Origin of the sequence: Paenibacillus puerhi (genome assembly GCF_009846885.1) — a bacterium.
In the GTDB taxonomy this organism is placed as follows: Bacteria; Bacillota; Bacilli; order Paenibacillales; family NBRC-103111; genus Paenibacillus_G; species Paenibacillus_G puerhi.
Genome location: NZ_WUWM01000051.1, coordinates 1 through 16,152, shown reverse-complemented (window position 1 = coordinate 16,152; position 16,152 = coordinate 1). Strand labels below are relative to the sequence as shown.

The window sequence follows — 16,152 nt, the reverse complement described above, 5'->3', positions numbered from 1 at the left end:
TGACCTTGAAAGAAACATTCTCACATCCTAGTGGACGGGGATCATATGAATAATTCGTTAATCAACTCAATTCACACAAACTTAAAATGTTCTTTCTCCGAATGTATTTCAGAGCATCTCAAATCACCAACACTGGCTGATCAATTGAGCAATGCACGCTACTATATTTATCAAGATAGTGGGACTAGCGAGTACTGATTTCATGACGAGGTATTTGTTAATGTAAAGGAAAAGGAACTCAACACGGACTTTATAAATAGGAATAAAAGAAGATCCCTTTGGAGGAGCTACAAAGAAGGAAGAGATACGACGACAAAAGGATAACAGACCCTGGGGCCCCGTTACGGATTCAGAAATTAAGTCCTCCTTCACACCCACGAAGTGCCCCGATAGGTTCACCTAGCTCCCTGCATATGTTGGATCTGTTTCTACCTTCAGCAACTGTTCCCTTATCCAAAGAAGTTGGATTGATTATATCTACTGCGCTGCTCCAGCAAGAGCAAGGCCACGGATCCAGATACATCAGAGGGCTTAAGCATTTCAGCCTTCAAAAGTACCCAACTGCAGCACACTGTATGCTTTACTTTACAGAAAATTTACGAACATGAAGTGCCGTGCCCGAATTAATCTGGATCGTAGGCTATCTTCTTGACGATTTTCATCAACCCAAAGCATTATTCTTTTAAGATCGATTCAATCAAGGCTAATTTCAAAGTTTGTAATCCATCTTCTTTAGGTAAATTAATGAATTTGAGTAGTAATTCTATATCTTCTTCAAAATAACACAAAATCACTTCCAGGCTTTCTTTGTCACCCTTTTTTGCCTTTAATAAGTGCACTGTTAAACTCTTGGCTTCATTTTCAGGAATTACTGGTCTGACACCCATTTTCTTCGAATGCTTTCCAAACTTTTTTTCTTCCATTTACTCACCGCCTGTTGAGTTATATTAAGTTCTTTTGCAACCTCTTTCTCCGTCATCCCATCCATGTAAATCCGACGAACGATATACCTAGCCTTAGGGGAGTCAATAGACGCAATCAATTCTTCTATATGTAGATTACCAACCAGATCTAACTCCAATTCCGATCCCAGCTGTTCATCATCGAAGCATAATAGCTCACATTTCCTTTGTTTACGCAAGTGATATTGTATACGCCAAGCAAACCGATACAATTCTTCACGATAATAATACAACGGATTTTCAACATTATAATCCATTCTATTTGCTCCTCACCTTTTTTCTCCCCTCATACAATACGTAAAAAATTGGATATTATATACAACCAGACGAAAAAACAAGAACACATGTTCTTGTTTTTTCGTCTGGTTGTAGTTATTTACAAAAAAATTACATTTAGATTAGGGGAGAATTGGAAAGGAGGGGAACATTATGGAATCAACTGCACTGATAAAATTCATAAGCGATATTGGGTTTCCTATAGCTGTAACTATGTTTTTATTAATAAATGTTCAAAAACGCCTAGACAAATTGGATCAAACAATAACAGAACTTATTAAGAAGATACAAGATTTTAAGTAAGTGGCCTCTATTCTATCTCGTGTGCGACAGCAAGCTAAAGCATATAAAATAACTTTTTAGTTGTATTTAGAACCCCAAAATTTGCTTTATATGTGACGGAGCGAAAATTTGGTTGGAAAATTTAAACTAGTAAACCAAATATTCCTACGATCAAAACAATGAGGAGGAACAGAAATATGTGTGAATGTGGAAAAGCAAAGGCACAAATTTTGAAAGAGGATAAAGAAATCCTAGAAGAAATCGCTCAGGTAGTCCGAGTACCCGAAACAGTAGCAACACCCCAGATGCTAGTCGAATATATTAGAGAACTTTTAATGAACCAGGTGGAGAAGAGAGATTAAAGGATTCTACGAACGAGTTTCATATTACCAAATGATAGATTAAAGGAGACATCAAAATGAGCTTAAATTCTTGTAACAACGTAGGTAAACTTGTTAATTATCAGAATATTACCTCTAGTGTTGCTCTTAGTCTTACTGGGAATAAATTAGTATACAGCAACTTTCCAGAGTCGTTCTCCGATTACAACACAGCAGAAAATAAAAAGTATTTTTATCGTGATCCTAGCGTGAGAGGCCGTGCACGTGTTTTCTTTCACCATTCAAATGGTTCAAGCAACACATATAAATTAGTAGTTCGTGTTCGTAACCGCAATGGATTTCCTGTAAATATCTATACAAACCGAACTGGCTCTGCTTCTTCAGAATGGGCTGTTGTTGCCGGGGGGTATGCTTGGGAAAACTGGTTAGCGTCTTCGGGCACGGATACGTATAGAACAACCATCAGCAGTAATCAAACATTCGATTTGATTCAACAGAATGTTCCAGGAGGCCACTCTACTGGGGGCGTTGTCGATTATGTAGCCACTGATTCATCTGGAAATTTGGCCAACGTTGAGATTACTGTTTTTGCTGCATTATATCCAAGCTCAATTACTAGTAGCATGATGGATACTTGGGGATATGATCAAAACACAGATTGGAACTACTCCCAAAAGGCTTATGGTAAACTAGTGCGCGGCACTTTTAATCATTCTTCACGCAATGCAGTAATCAATATCAATACGCACCCCAGTATGTCTAGCTGCTTGGTTCTAGGACATCCCACCACATCGGTAGGACTTACCAATGAATATGAACAAGGTTGGGATTACACTCAGAACTGTTCTGTTTGGGTAGCTGGTAATTACGGTATTGATTATAACCTGCAATTTAATATAAACGACAGCGCGACGCGTAAAGGTAATGTCTATGGATACCTTCAAGATAGCGGATTTCCGAATTATTACGTAATCAGAAACAATGGTGCCTATAGTGGTTGTAACAAAAATAACCTTAATGTAGCATGGAATTTTGATTCCTCCTTTACAGGATACAGCACCATCACAAAAAATATATGGTACACGCTGACCGGAGGCAATGCCAGTCCTGTCGAGATTCACTGGGCATAAATACGATACGTCACGATAACTAAAAATAGGTTTGTCCCTTAAAGAAAATTACTGTTTAAGGGGCAAACCTATTTCTACAATCGTGGTTAAATATGGGAATCCTTATGTTTAGGAGAATTGAACCGTTTAGAACAATAAATACCGCTAACCTTGGCATGATGTTCTAAACGCCAGGGTTGCGGCAGCAATAACCATATTTTACTTTATTTCAGTTTGTTAGTCAGCAATATAATCTATTCACGAATCACTAATTCAATCTTCGTTTTGGATATATCTGCTGATTCAGTATTCCCCTCCAATATTGTAGAGTTAGTTTGTACCCCCCCTAGAACAAAGGAGTAATTATTGAGAAATTGTTTCAATAAAAGTCTACCTTCCTTGTCATAAAAGGAGATACGAAGTCTATGATTTGCAGGAATATCTTTATATTGTTTAATCTGCGCTGTCATATATGACCTATTACCATGCACAAAAGTGAAGTTACCCATTCCAACTATTCCGTGATCGTCCCTTACTGTTAAGTCCTGGTCATCAGCGATATCTATAAAAATGGACCTTCCTGGGAACCGTCCATCTTCTTCATACTTTACTGTTGCACCTAATCCCTCTGATACAAAACGCAAGGGAACGTAAGCGAGATCCTTGTAATTGAGCACTTCAATTTCGGCTGGGTTGGACTGATTATTTTCTCCATTTAAATTAATTCTTATCGTTGTTGGCCATAGATAAGCCTGCACTGTTGTTAATGCTGTTTCAGCATGAACTGTAACAGAAGTGGCTAAAATTGCACCTATAACTCCGCCAATCATATATTTTTTCAAAAATATTCCCCTCCTAGGTAATATTATTGCTTGTATTATAAGACGAGAAGCATATTCCAAAAGTTACATCATTTTATAGAATTTTTACCCAAATAAGCATTATAAAAACAATTATTATTTGTAATTCTTATTAAGTTTACTTTAACCATGGCCTATGCAGTTAAAGTAATTTCCTATATAGAATGAATCATAGAATTTCCAAAAAGAGAAAGGGATTTCCCTATGATCGCCGAACCGATTATTGTAAGAATCAGGATATCGTGGTGGACGGGATGGAGAACAAGACAGCCCTTGCTGAAGTGGAGAACGGTTAAGATTTACAAAGGATCGCGGGATGTACGAGCGATTGCAGACGGTTCGTCTGCGGATCATGGGAATGCCTGTTAAAGAGATCGCCGATATTCTGAGCCGCTCAGAGAAAACGATTCGGAGTTCAATCAGCGGAAATTGGCAATGACCCGAAGCCTTTTGAATAATAGCAGGGCGATTGCCGCTTTCCAGTTCTAATGATCTCAGTATATCCAAAAGAATGAGCAATCCCTTGGGTGTATGAGTAAAACGAAATGTTTTGCCGTGTTCTTGTCAAGAAAAGCTTGGCCGTGGTTTTCACCTTTTGATACGTCTAGGCTAATAACAGGATTCATCATCCGCTCCTTTTATATCGTGCTGATAGCCCCAATCCTTCTTGTCGTTCATAGCTTCGCTTGTCATTCGAGATCTATGTCTCGACTAGCTCAAACTAATACGAAGTTCTTGACAGACCCCGTTTTTTCTTTGTTTAGTTCATGAAAGGCAACCAATAGCAATGTTTCTATGGTGAATAATGGATTGATGTGGGCTGTACGAAAAAAAACGCTCCGCCCACGTCGTTTCGTGTAAGTATGCATGGCTTCTTTAGGAGCATGAATCGTTGCTGATGAGAAAATATGCCCATCTGTAAGTTGCTGACGCTTCTTCCTCCGTCTGGGCAGCCCCGGAAACGTCCAACTATAGTCGCATGGCAGCCACAGCGGCAATCTGTACATAACACTGTTGTGTCTTGCTTTCTTTGCGGTTCAGAAGATATGGCGACAAAAAACACCAACTCTGGATTCAGAAATTACTCCCCGTTTTCACACCCACGTATGCCCCTAAGGCTCAAAATAGCTTAGGTAAATTAATGAACTTGAGTAGTAATTATATATCTTCCTCAAAATTACACAAAATCACTAGACGCAATCAATTCTTGATCTAACTCCAAGTCCGATCCCAGTTGTTCATCATCGAAGCATAATAGCTCACACTTCCTTGGTTTACGCAAGTGATATTAACGCCAGGGTTGCGGCAGCAAAAACCATATTTTACTTTGCTTCAGTTTGTTAGTCAGCAATATAATTCATCCAGGAATCACTAATTCAATCTTCGTTTTGGATATATCTGCTGATTCAGTATTCCCCTCCAATATTGTAGAGTTAGTTTGTACCCCCCCTAGAACAAAGGAGTAATTATTGAGAAATTGTTTCAATAAAAGTCTACCTTCCTTGTCATAAAAGGAGATACGAAGTCTATGATTTACAGGAATATCTTTATATTGTTTAATCTGCGCTGTCATATATGACCTATTACCGTGCACAAAAGTGAAGTTACCCATTCCAACTATTCCGTGATCGTCCCTTACTGTTAAGTCCTGGTCATCAGCGATATCTATAAAAATGAACCTTCCTGGGAACCGTCCATCTTCTTCATACTTTACTGTTGCACCTAATCCCTCTGATACAAAACGCAAGGGGACGTAAGCGAGATCCTTGTAATTGAGCACTTCAATTTCCGCTGGGTTGGATTGATTATTTTCTCCATTTATATTTATTCTTATAGTAGTTGGCCATAGATAAGCTTGCACTGTTGTTAATACTGTTTCAGCATGAACTGTAACAGAAGTGGCTAAAATCGCACCTATAACTCCGCCAATCATATATTTTTTCAAAAATATTCCCTCCTAGGTAATATTATTGCTTGTATTATAAGACGTGACGTATGTTCCAAAAGTTACATCATTATATATAATTTGGTGGACGGGATGGAGAACAAGAAAGCCCTGGCTGAAGTGGAGAACGGTTAAGATTTACAAAGGATTGCGGGATGTACGAGCGATTGCAGACGGTCCGTCTGCGTATCATGGGAATGCCTGTTAAGGAGACCGCCGATATTCTGTGCCTCTAAGAGAAAACAATTTGGAGTTACATCCACAACTATTGGGAACGATAGCACAACAACCATGGGAGCAGGTCGCCGCGGGTAACAGCTGTCCCCTAGTTCGCGTTAAGCTAAAAGGCAGGATTCTTCAATGATCATACCGAATACTAATGGTGCTCTCTGCTATATGAAGAAGACTTTCCAAAGGGTGAACTGACAATGGACGCTAAGGCGAATGAATCAAAACAATCATTAATAAATAGATTGAAAACGATGGCAAAGAAACTTAAAACAAACTTGATGGTGATGTATCTGGCATATCGTGACCCACGGGTACCCATGTTTCCAAAAATATTTGCAATATGTGTAGTTGCGTATGCTTTTAGCCCTGTGGACTTGATCCCAGATTTTATACCGATACTCGGATATCTTGACGATTTAATTCTTGTACCGCTAGGTGTCTACATAGCCTTACGACTGTTTCCAAAGGAAGTGCTTGAAGAATACCGTACAAAGGCAGAGGAACAAAGAAAATTTGGCAAACCTAAGAATTGGATTACAGGCACACTCGTAATAGCCGTTTGGATTGCATTAGCTGTATGGAGTGGTTGGTATATCTATGGACTGTTAAAATAACGGTTGAAGTATAGCAGGACGCGATAGTTGAATCATGATAAGACGGCAGCCGGCGGCTGCCGTTTTTCGTTATGGGCAGTATAAGTTCCAACATGTGGTATTGTGTGAGGGGCAGCGGCTTTTCGAGCACCTTGAAGGCTTGCAGATCATGCTCTGGTACTACCCTGTCTATGAAGACTTCGCATGATTGATAGCGGTCTCGATGTAGGCTCTCAAAGTCTTGATGAACGTGCGCATGGCGTATCCGACATATCTGTCGCTGCGGTAGATCAAACAAATGTCCTGAGAAGGCGTAGGATTCCTAAGGTGCACGACTTTGATGTCTCTATGGTGAAGATTATCCAGTAGAAGTCGCGGCAGAACGCAGGCGCCAACTCCGCTTTGTACCATCTGGAGGAGGGAGGATAACGTTGTCGTCACCATATGCGGCTCCACTGTAAACCCTTTGTCCATGCAAAAGCGGTCGATCAACTTGCGGCATTGATGGTCGGGTGGAAACATGACCATCTTCAAGGCATGCAGCCTATTCAAGGGAATGAAGTTTTCCATGGCAAGGGGATCATTACTACGTACCGCCAATGAAAATTCCTCGCGAAACAGGGGGATTGACGTGAGACGTTCATCGATAACAGGTCCAATGGTTACGCCGACATCGATGCTTCGGTCCAAAACTTGTTCGGTTACTTTCGTGGTTTCCAGAAGGGACAGCGAGATGGTGGGATAAGTCTGATGGAAGTCCAATAGCAAGGCATTAAACATGAGATCCGCGTCACCGGGCAAGACGCCGATGGATAGTGATCCGCCTTGCATCTGCTTGAGATCAGCAATGGCATCGCTCGCTTGCTGCAGATGCCCAAACACGGCAGCACCATGTTCACGAAGAATCGCTCCAGCTTCTGTAAGGACAATTGTTTTTCCCACACGATCGAACAACAGAACTCCTAATTCTTCCTCCAATCTCCTTATCTGTTGGCTGATGTTGGGTGCACTGACTCCCATTTTTTCAGCTGCTTTGGTGAAGTGAAGCTCTTCACAAATGGCCATAAAATACTGTAGTTGTTTTAACTCCATAACTCACACCTGCTTTCCATAGAATTGCTGAATGCATGTAATTATGATTATTGTTACTCCTTCTTCCTTATCCTGTCAAAGATAATCGTTAACTTATACTTAACGTTCCGGTAACGCCCACTGCATTGATGAGGAATTCCTTAAGACCTATACTGGGAACATATCAAGCGCTTCTTATAGCAAAGGAGGAAAGTAACATGTCTGAAATGATTATCAACACGGCAAAGATTGCACGTCAAGTGGTGCTGCAGCAGGTGCAGGTTATCCCCGAGGAACTGCTCGACGTTCAACCTGCAGGGTTTAACAATACCATCCGTTGGAATGTCGGCCATATCATTTATTGGATGGAAAAGTATTCTACCCTAAGCTTCGGCTCCCCGTCTGCCATACCCGACTCGTATGGTACGCTGTTTAACTCTGGGACCAAGCCTTCGGACTGGACGTTTGCTCCTCCATCGCAGAAAGAGCTGATCGAGATGTTAACGGCGCAGCTTTCCCGACTATCTGAGCTGACACCTGAAATACTGGGCGAGAAGCTTTCAACTCCGTATGCCATGGGACCGTTCCAATTCAGCACCGCCGGCGAGTTGATCAACTTCGCTCTGATTCACGAAGCCATTCACCTTGGAACGATATCGAGCCAGCTAAAGGTTCTTTTGAGCGACCAATAAACCATAACGAGGAGGAATCTTTCTTGAAAAAATCCGTAGGCTCAGTTACAGCCCGAACTAGCGAAGGGTTTGATGCTTTCAGGCAAGCTTTAGAAACAGGGCATACCGAAGATTTTCTTAAGAAGGTTACGGAAGATTTTCATTTCTTCGTTCCGCTCCCGCTAGAAGGGTGGAATCACGAGCAGCAAGGCAAAGAGCGGTTCGAGGAATTGATCAGGTTCGAGCGCTCCGTATTTCAGATGCAGCTGACTCCGCTCATCGCGCTTGAGAATGAGGACAACGGGGTGGTCGTATTTTGCGCGGAAGGTTCGTTGAATGGGCGGCATTTTCGCAATGAGCTTACAATCGTTTTCGAGTTCGAGGCAGAGCGGATCCGCTCCTTCCGAGAATATGTAGGTATGCCGTTAAAAAACTATGAGAACCCGTAATTATCGGATCTCAAGAATATGTACCGATTCAACCTGCGTAAATCGCAGGTCTTTCAATTTGATTTTTTCGTGCAGAACATGCAAGGTATTCATTTTTTATCTGCGATAAAATTTAGCTTGAAAGGAGGGAAAACGATGGATTGGTTGGACAGGATGAATAGCGCCATGGATTATATCGAAACAAATCTAGCGGACAATATCTCATATGATGAAATAGCGAAGAGAGCCTGTTGCTCTACTTATCATTTTCAAAGAATGTTTCCGTTTATAACTGGAGTATCGTTATCTGAGTATATTCGACGTCGACGTCTGACGTTGGCCGCATTTGAACTGCAGACCACAAAGGCAAAGGTAATTGATGTAGCTATGAAATATGGATATGATTCGCCGGAAGCGTTCGCACGGGCGTTCAAGAATATCCATGGGATCATGCCGATATCTGCGCGCGATCAAGGCGTTTCTCTCAAAGCCTATCCTCGAATGTCCTTTCATATCTCAATAAAGGGAGATGTCGAGATGAATTACCGGATTGAACAAAGAGGATCTTTTGAGATGTTCGGCGTTTATGGTCTTGTTAGTCAGGATTTGCAAACGGCATTTATGGAAGTTCCTCAGTTCCGTAAACAATGTGATGAAGACGGCAGCGTGGATCTGATGAACGAGCTGCTGGGGCGGTTTGGCAATACCGTGCTGCACGCTGCCTTATATGATCACACGGGAGAATCCTTCAAGTATATGGTATGTTATCATTTACCGAAGGGACTTGAAATTCCGGAGAGATTTACAAAGCTTTCTGTCCCGGCATTAACATGGGCTATTTTCCCGGAACCGCAATGTGATTTGCAAAAACTATGGGAACGAATATATTCCGAGTGGTTCCCGATATCTGGATACGAACAGGTTGAGGGTCCTCAATTCGAAATGTATTATGGAATGCCAGGGCATACACAGGGTGAAATCTGGATACCGGTAAAGAAAAAGACTTAAACCCCCGGAAATACTCGGAGGTTTAAGTGAATTACATTATAATGCACCTGCATCTCTTGCCGTATAGAACGACGGGTAAATGGGTCGATAATGCAATTCCTCTCTTATACGCGTCGTATCGACGATCATGTCCCATGGATCATAATCCTGCTGCAGTGCTTCTGACGAAATCTCGCTATGATGAAGCTGAAGCAGCTCCGCCACGGAGATCGGCGCATCGTCGGCAACATTGTAAATTCGGCCATTCATGCCTGGTGTGGAAGCTGCGAGTGTCAAGGCTTGACTTATATCCGCATGGTGCGCCATATGGATTCGTTTGGCCGGATTCCAATTCCGCAATAACGGCAGAACTTCCGTGATATGGGGATCGCGATCACCATAGACAAACGGAAACCGCACGATGCGTAATCCCAATCCCTGTTCGTGATGAAGCCGCAGCAGCGCCGCTTCGGCCTCTACTTTGGTTTGAGGATAAGCAAAGGCAGGCCGGGGCTCGTCATCCTCATGTTTCGGTCTCGGAGGCCCCCCAGAACCGTATACATTATTCGTGCTGGCAAATACAAACCTTGGTACATCCGCCGCGCGCGCAGCGCGAGCCAAAGCTATACTGCCATCAATGTTTGATATTCGGGTCGTGTTCTCGTCTACCCCACGGAACTGCGCTGCCAAGTGAACCACGGCATCGGTGTCCCGGAGAGCGTCCACATAATTGTCCGGCTGCAGAAGGTCGCCTACTATAACTTCAGCCCCTTGTTGACGAAGCCAATCCGCCTTGCCAGCATCCCTAACCAGCAGTTTAACGTGATGACCGCGCTGTAACATACGCGGAACAAAACGGCTTCCTACTTTACCTGTGGCTCCTGTTACAAAAAGGTTCATTTTTCAAACCCTCCTAAGTTTTTTAAACGCTACACTAGCAGTATAATAGAGTGTGCGAGCAGCTTCCTTCCTGCGTTTATCGTAGGATTGGGAGTGTCAGGCTAAGGGGGAGTTAGTAATGGATGACATTCCTTCCAAAATGTCGTTAGGTGAATTTTTGCGTTCGCGTCGAGAGCGTCTTACCCCGGAGTATGCAGGGTTAGTATCCTATGGACGACGACGGACCCCGGGGCTTCGCAGGGAAGAAGTGGCCAGCCTTGCCCATATCGGAACATCCTGGTATACCTCATTGGAACAAGGCAGAAATGTCAATCCATCCGAAGATGTACTAAATAACATAGCAAAAGCGCTGCGATTGACTGAGGATGAACGTCACCATCTTCATCTTCTTGCAAGACCGGTCCAGCAGGAGCAGGTAGAAGATCAGCCATTAAGCCTAGGGTTGGAACGGACGATCAGGGCTCTTGATCCGAATCCGGCATTTGTGCTCGGAAGATGTTGGGATTTGCTGCTGTGGAACAAGGCAGCCGAGTTCGTTTTCCGATTACCTTCATCGGCAAGTCATATGCCGCCGAGACTCAATTGGATAAGACATCTTCTAACGGATGCCCGGCTAGGATCAAACATCAAGGACTGGGAATCCAAAGCACAAGTTTTGATAGCACACTTTCGTGCGGATTACGCACGCTTCCCTAATGATGCGAGGTTTAAGGAGCTTATTGAGGAATTCATGCAGATTAGCCAGCTATTTCGCGAGAGCTGGCCGCTGCATGACGTTCAGGTTGTAACAAATCGCCACAAACGGGGGTACGATCCTTGTATCGGTGAGATGGAGTTTGAACATGTGACCTTGCAGCCGCCGACCCATTCGGATCTGAAGATCATGATTTATACAGCTTCAACGGAGACGGCTGAGCGTTTACAAAGCTTTATGAACGACCGGGAGCATGGATAGCAGATACTAAAAAGGCAAGGGCCATCCCCACAAAAGGATGGCCCTATCATTTGCCACTACCTTTAAAAGAATATTTTCTTTCTAATCATTAACTCGGCTAAGGATACCCTTGGACCATTAACTAACGCGCGGTGAAACGTGATGGGGTGTCCAGCGCCGATTATTTCTTGATAAAATATACTAACTGTGTTACTATCTAATAGTGTTAGTTATTTGTCGAGATGGAGGGAGCCATGTGGATTATACGGAGCTTGCCAAGCAGTTCCTCAATAATACTTACCAGTTTCGGAAAGGCCGCCAGCAGAAGAAGATTGATGATACGATGCATGGCGAAGCTTTTGTCATCATGTATATTTCGAAAAGAGACGGCGATGTTTTACCAAGTGAAATAAGCAATAAGATGAATATCAGCTCTGCCCGAGTGGCCGCTGCATTGAACAGTCTGGAAAACAAGGGACTGATTACACGGACGATGGATCCCGACGATCGAAGAAGGATTCTGGTGGATCTAACGCCAGAGGGGAAAGAACTAGCGAAAAGCTACGAGCAAAAAGCACTTGACGGTGCTAAACAAATGCTGGAGCTGTTAGGGGAACAGGATGCCCGGGAATTTGTGCGCATCTTGGGGAAGCTTGCCAAGTTATCTTCAGAACAATCATAAGTACGGTCACAAGCTGTGGCCGTAAAAAAAGCCCAAATATCTAACAGTATTAGTATGTACGATTATTAGTAAAGATGGGAGCGAGAGTATGCTTAAAATTTTTAAGTACCTGAAACCCAAAGAATGGCTTCAAGTTGCTGTCAGCCTTGTGTTCATTGTGGCCCAGGTCTGGCTTGATTTGAAACTGCCGGATTACATGGCCGACATTACCCGATTAGTTCAAACGCCGGGAAGCTCTATGAGTGAGATATGGACGCAAGGCGGATACATGCTTCTATGCGTACTCGGAAGTGTTGTGGCAGCGGTAATCGTCGGTTTTTTTGCCGCTCGTATTGCAGCATCATTTTCACAAAGGCTTCGCAGCTTGTTGTTTTCAAAGGTAGAGTCCTTTTCTATGGAGGAAATCAACCGATTTTCGACGTCCAGTCTCATTACTCGCTCTACGAACGACGTTACACAGATTCAAATGCTGGTTACCATGGGGCTTCAATTGATTATCAAAGCACCGATTATGGCCATATGGGCGGTTACGAAAATTTCGGGCAAAGGTTATGAATGGTCGCTGACAACAGGGGTCGCCGTGGGCGTTCTTGTCGTGACGATCGCCTTCATCATGGTTTTCGTTATCCCGAAATTCAGAAAAATGCAGACGCTGACAGATAATCTGAATCAGGTCACTCGTGAAAATCTCACCGGGCTTCGTGTGGTTCGCGCATACAATGCGGAAGGTTATCAAGAGAAAAAGTTTGAAAAAGCCAATGAGGACTTAACCAAAACACAGCTTTTCACCAGCCAAGGTATGGCTTTCATGATGCCGATGATGGGCTTGGTCATGAGCGGACTTTCCCTGGCCATTTACTGGGTCGGTGCCTACTTGATTGACGGCGCTCAGGCAACGGACAAATTGACCATTTTTTCAAATATGGTAGTATTCTCGGCTTATGCGATGCAGGTCGTCATGTCCTTTATGATGCTGGTTATGCTCTTTGTCTTATTACCTAGAGCGGCTGTGTCCGCTAAACGCATTAACGAGGTATTGAACACGGAGCCTACCATTATGGACGGCTCGTTAACCGAGGGGAAACCGGGAATGGCTGGAGAGGTGGAATTCAGAAATGTCAGTTTCAAGTATCCCGGCGCGCCTGAATACGTTTTGCAGTCCATCAGTTTTTCTGCAAGACAGGGTGAAACCGTCGCTTTTATCGGGTCTACGGGAAGCGGCAAGAGTACGCTTATTAATCTGATTCCCCGTTTCTTTGACGTCACGGAAGGCGAGGTATTGATTGACGGTGTGAATGTGAAAGAGTACGCCGGAGAAGCTTTGTACAATAAGATTGGCTATGTTCCCCAAAAGGCGGCTTTATTCAGAGGCACGATCAGCTCAAATGTCGGTTATGGCGAGAACGGGAAGGGACCTTCTACCGAAGAAATGATTAAAAAGGCAGTTTCCATCGCGCAGGGCGCTGACTTTGTTGAGAACATGGAGGGGCAATACGAAGCCTCTATTTCCCAGGGCGGCTCGAATGTATCCGGCGGACAAAAGCAGCGGCTTGCCATTGCACGTGCCGTTTGTCGGAATCCGGAAATTTATATTTTTGACGACAGCTTTTCGGCGCTTGATTACAAAACGGACCGAGTGCTGCGCAGTGCGTTGAAAAAAGAAACCGCAGGCGTAACAAGCATCATTGTCGCCCAGCGGATCGGAACGATTATGGACGCCGATCAAATTATCGTGCTGGATGAGGGCAAGGTCGTTGGCAAAGGCACGCACAAGGAGCTCCTTGCGTCATGTGAAGTATACAAGGAAATAGCAATGTCACAGCTTAGTGAGGAGGAGCTTGCATCATGAGCGTGAATACGGAGAGAAGACAATCACCCATGGGCGGACGCGGTATGCATGGCCCTATGGGCGGTATTGCTGAAAAACCAAGAAATTTTAAGGCCACATTGGCCAAACTGATTGTATACTGCAAGTCCTATGTTCCCGTCATTATCATCGCCTTAATTGCGGCGGTTATCGGCACCGTATTACAAATTATCGGCCCGGATAAACTAAAGGACATTACCAATGAAATAACAAAAGGGCTTCCAGCCGTCATCAACGGTGCACCCGTTCTGGGCAGCATCGATATGAACGCGGTGACGGATATGGCATGGTTACTGGTGTTTTTCTATGCAGGTTCCGCTTTGCTGGGCTTTGCGCAGAGCTTTATCATGGCAACCGTTACACAGAAAATATCCAAAAACATGCGAACCGACATTTCACAAAAAATAAACCGATTACCGCTCAAATATTTTGATAAAACGAGCCATGGCGATGTATTGAGCCGTGTTACGAACGATGTGGACTCCATCGGCCAGACCTTGAATCAAAGCATTGGCTCCCTTGTCACAGCCATTACGATGTTCATCGGGTCCATCTTCATGATGTTTTACACCAACTGGATTATGGCCTTGACCGCTGTTGGCGCAAGCGTGATTGGATTTGTATGGATGGCGCTGATCATGAAGAAAACGCAGAAGCATTTTATCGCGCAGCAAAAGGATCTTGGCAGCATCAACGGTCACATTGAAGAAACCTTCTCCAATCACAACGTAGTCAAGGTTTATAACGGCGGCAAACAGGCCAAGGAAACCTTTGAAGAAATCAACGATAAGCTGTATAAGAGTGCGTGGAAATCCCAATTCTTATCCGGTTTAATGATGCCGCTGATGCAGTTTATCGGGAATTTCGGCTATATGGCGGTCTGTGTAGTCGGTGCAGCTCTGGCCATGAACGGTACCATTTCTTTCGGTGTGATTGTGGCATTTATGATCTATGTGCGGTTATTCACACAGCCGCTTACCCAGATCGCACAGGCCGCCAATAACTTGCAGAGAACGGCCGCCGCAGGGGAGCGCGTGTTTGAATTCCTGGATGAACCCGAGCTCATGGATGAAAGCCAGAAGCCTAAAGCTCTGCAAAATATAAAGGGAGACGTAGAATTTAAACACGTGAAATTCGGATATGTGCCCGAAAAAACGATTATTCATGATTTTTCCGTACAGATCAGACCCGGACAAAAGGTCGCCATTGTCGGCCCGACCGGGGCGGGCAAATCCACGATCATGAACTTGCTGATGCGGTTCTACGAAATAGACGACGGCGAAATTCTGGTGGATGGAACGCCTATCAGTCAAGTGCCGAGGGAGAACGTTCATGAACAATTTTGTATGGTCTTGCAGGATTCATGGCTTTTCGAGGGCACTATAAAAGAAAATATTATCTACAGCAAGCAAGGCGTTTCCGATGAACAGGTCATTAGCGCCTGCAAAACGGTGGGGCTGCATCATTTCATTACGACCTTGCCGGATGGGTACGAAACCATCTTGAACGATAAAGCAAGCCTGTCCGAAGGACAGAAGCAGCTTATCACGATTGCGCGAGCCATGATTCAGAATGCACCGATGCTCATTCTGGATGAAGCGACCAGTTCTGTTGATACCCGTACCGAGCGAATGGTTCAACTAGCTATGGACAAACTAACAGAAGGCAGAACATCGTTTGTGATTGCGCACAGATTATCGACCATCAAAAACGCAGACGTGATTCTTGTGATGAAAGATGGGGATATCATCGAAATTGGAAATCACGAAGAATTGCTGTCCAAAAACGGCTTCTATGCCGAGCTGTATAACAGCCAGTTTGAAACTGTGGCTTAAAAATATTTCCAAAATAACGGAAAACAGAACGGTCGCCAGTTTGTGGCGACCGTCAGGCTGTCGAGAAAGTCTCGACAGCTCTTTTTATTTGCGCGTAGTTTAAGACGACACCGCGTTAATATGGTATAATATAGATAACAATTAATGGACGGTGATCAGTTATGCTACGACATTCCAA

Annotated in this window: 17 protein-coding genes; 11 read left to right on the top strand and 6 right to left on the bottom strand. The window is 43.8% G+C overall.

The window, feature by feature from the left end; genetic code table 11:
- Nucleotides 1-674 precede the first annotated feature (674 nt).
- Together GSF01_RS28080 and GSF01_RS30535 are read right to left on the bottom strand one after the other, a co-directional pair.
- Nucleotides 675-923 carry a helix-turn-helix domain-containing protein gene (locus tag GSF01_RS28080; RefSeq protein WP_201305503.1) on the bottom strand — a complete coding sequence of 83 codons (249 nt, stop codon included), beginning with the start codon at nucleotides 921-923 and terminating at the stop codon, nucleotides 675-677.
- Nucleotides 869-1,219 carry a sigma factor-like helix-turn-helix DNA-binding protein gene (locus tag GSF01_RS30535; protein ID WP_159888572.1) on the bottom strand — a complete coding sequence of 117 codons (351 nt, stop codon included), beginning with the start codon at nucleotides 1,217-1,219 and terminating at the stop codon, nucleotides 869-871. The genes GSF01_RS28080 and GSF01_RS30535 overlap by 55 nt, the downstream gene beginning before the upstream one ends.
- Nucleotides 1,220-1,391: 172 nt before the next feature.
- Here GSF01_RS30535 and GSF01_RS28070 point away from each other — a divergent pair, with 172 nt between their 5' ends.
- The 3 genes from GSF01_RS28070 (at nucleotide 1,392) to GSF01_RS28060 (ending at nucleotide 2,991) form a co-directional block, all read left to right on the top strand.
- Nucleotides 1,392-1,541, top strand: coding sequence for a YvrJ family protein (locus GSF01_RS28070; protein ID WP_159888571.1), 150 nt, complete (start codon nucleotides 1,392-1,394; stop codon nucleotides 1,539-1,541).
- Between the two features lie 176 nt (nucleotides 1,542-1,717).
- On the top strand, nucleotides 1,718-1,882 hold the full coding sequence (locus GSF01_RS28065; protein WP_159888570.1) for a hypothetical protein: 165 nt from the start codon (nucleotides 1,718-1,720) through the stop codon (nucleotides 1,880-1,882).
- Between the two features lie 56 nt (nucleotides 1,883-1,938).
- The gene (locus GSF01_RS28060) at nucleotides 1,939-2,991 is read left to right on the top strand and encodes a hypothetical protein (RefSeq protein ID WP_159888569.1); all 1,053 of its coding nucleotides are present in this window, start codon (nucleotides 1,939-1,941) and stop codon (nucleotides 2,989-2,991) included.
- A gap of 233 nt (nucleotides 2,992-3,224) precedes the next feature.
- Here the strand turns inward: GSF01_RS28060 and GSF01_RS28055 are convergent, their stop codons facing one another.
- A complete protein-coding gene (locus GSF01_RS28055) occupies nucleotides 3,225-3,812 on the bottom strand; it encodes a stalk domain-containing protein (protein ID WP_159888568.1) in 588 nt (195 codons plus the stop codon).
- Between the two features lie 1,375 nt (nucleotides 3,813-5,187).
- Entirely contained in the window at nucleotides 5,188-5,775 is a 588-nt protein-coding gene (locus GSF01_RS28045; RefSeq protein WP_159888566.1) for a stalk domain-containing protein, read from the bottom strand.
- 428 nt (nucleotides 5,776-6,203) lie between these two features.
- Between GSF01_RS28045 and GSF01_RS28040 the strand changes: the two genes are divergently transcribed.
- Entirely contained in the window at nucleotides 6,204-6,620 is a 417-nt protein-coding gene (locus GSF01_RS28040; RefSeq protein ID WP_159888565.1) for a YkvA family protein, read from the top strand.
- A 168-nt stretch (nucleotides 6,621-6,788) separates the two neighbouring features.
- On the opposite strand, the gene GSF01_RS28035 is transcribed toward GSF01_RS28040, so the two are convergent.
- Nucleotides 6,789-7,691 carry a LysR family transcriptional regulator gene (locus GSF01_RS28035; RefSeq protein WP_159888564.1) on the bottom strand — a complete coding sequence of 301 codons (903 nt, stop codon included), beginning with the start codon at nucleotides 7,689-7,691 and terminating at the stop codon, nucleotides 6,789-6,791.
- A 197-nt stretch (nucleotides 7,692-7,888) separates the two neighbouring features.
- On the opposite strand from GSF01_RS28035, the gene GSF01_RS28030 reads away from it, so the two are divergent.
- The 3 genes from GSF01_RS28030 to GSF01_RS28020 all read left to right on the top strand — a co-directional run bounded on the left by GSF01_RS28030 (nucleotide 7,889) and on the right by GSF01_RS28020 (nucleotide 9,777).
- Nucleotides 7,889-8,362 (top strand): DinB family protein, encoded by a 474-nt coding sequence (locus tag GSF01_RS28030; protein WP_159888563.1) that lies wholly within the window; start codon nucleotides 7,889-7,891, stop codon nucleotides 8,360-8,362.
- Nucleotides 8,363-8,385: 23 nt separating this feature from the next.
- Entirely contained in the window at nucleotides 8,386-8,790 is a 405-nt protein-coding gene (locus GSF01_RS28025) for a nuclear transport factor 2 family protein (protein WP_159888562.1), read from the top strand.
- 135 nt (nucleotides 8,791-8,925) lie between these two features.
- A complete protein-coding gene (locus tag GSF01_RS28020; protein WP_159888561.1) occupies nucleotides 8,926-9,777 on the top strand; it encodes an AraC family transcriptional regulator in 852 nt (283 codons plus the stop codon).
- A 36-nt stretch (nucleotides 9,778-9,813) separates the two neighbouring features.
- Here the strand turns inward: GSF01_RS28020 and GSF01_RS28015 are convergent, their stop codons facing one another.
- Entirely contained in the window at nucleotides 9,814-10,656 is an 843-nt protein-coding gene (locus GSF01_RS28015; protein WP_159888560.1) for an NAD-dependent epimerase/dehydratase family protein, read from the bottom strand.
- A 118-nt stretch (nucleotides 10,657-10,774) separates the two neighbouring features.
- Here GSF01_RS28015 and GSF01_RS28010 point away from each other — a divergent pair, with 118 nt between their 5' ends.
- From GSF01_RS28010 to GSF01_RS27995, 4 genes are all read left to right on the top strand, one after another.
- Entirely contained in the window at nucleotides 10,775-11,611 is an 837-nt protein-coding gene (locus GSF01_RS28010; protein WP_159888559.1) for a helix-turn-helix transcriptional regulator, read from the top strand.
- A 235-nt stretch (nucleotides 11,612-11,846) separates the two neighbouring features.
- Nucleotides 11,847-12,272 (top strand): MarR family winged helix-turn-helix transcriptional regulator, encoded by a 426-nt coding sequence (locus GSF01_RS28005; protein ID WP_159888558.1) that lies wholly within the window; start codon nucleotides 11,847-11,849, stop codon nucleotides 12,270-12,272.
- Nucleotides 12,273-12,360: 88 nt separating this feature from the next.
- Nucleotides 12,361-14,121, top strand: a complete 1,761-nt coding sequence (locus tag GSF01_RS28000) for an ABC transporter ATP-binding protein (protein ID WP_159888557.1) — start codon at nucleotides 12,361-12,363, stop codon at nucleotides 14,119-14,121.
- The gene (locus GSF01_RS27995; RefSeq protein ID WP_159888556.1) at nucleotides 14,118-15,974 is read left to right on the top strand and encodes an ABC transporter ATP-binding protein; all 1,857 of its coding nucleotides are present in this window, start codon (nucleotides 14,118-14,120) and stop codon (nucleotides 15,972-15,974) included. Before GSF01_RS28000 ends, GSF01_RS27995 begins: the two co-directional genes overlap by 4 nt.
- Nucleotides 15,975-16,152: the final 178 nt, after the last annotated feature.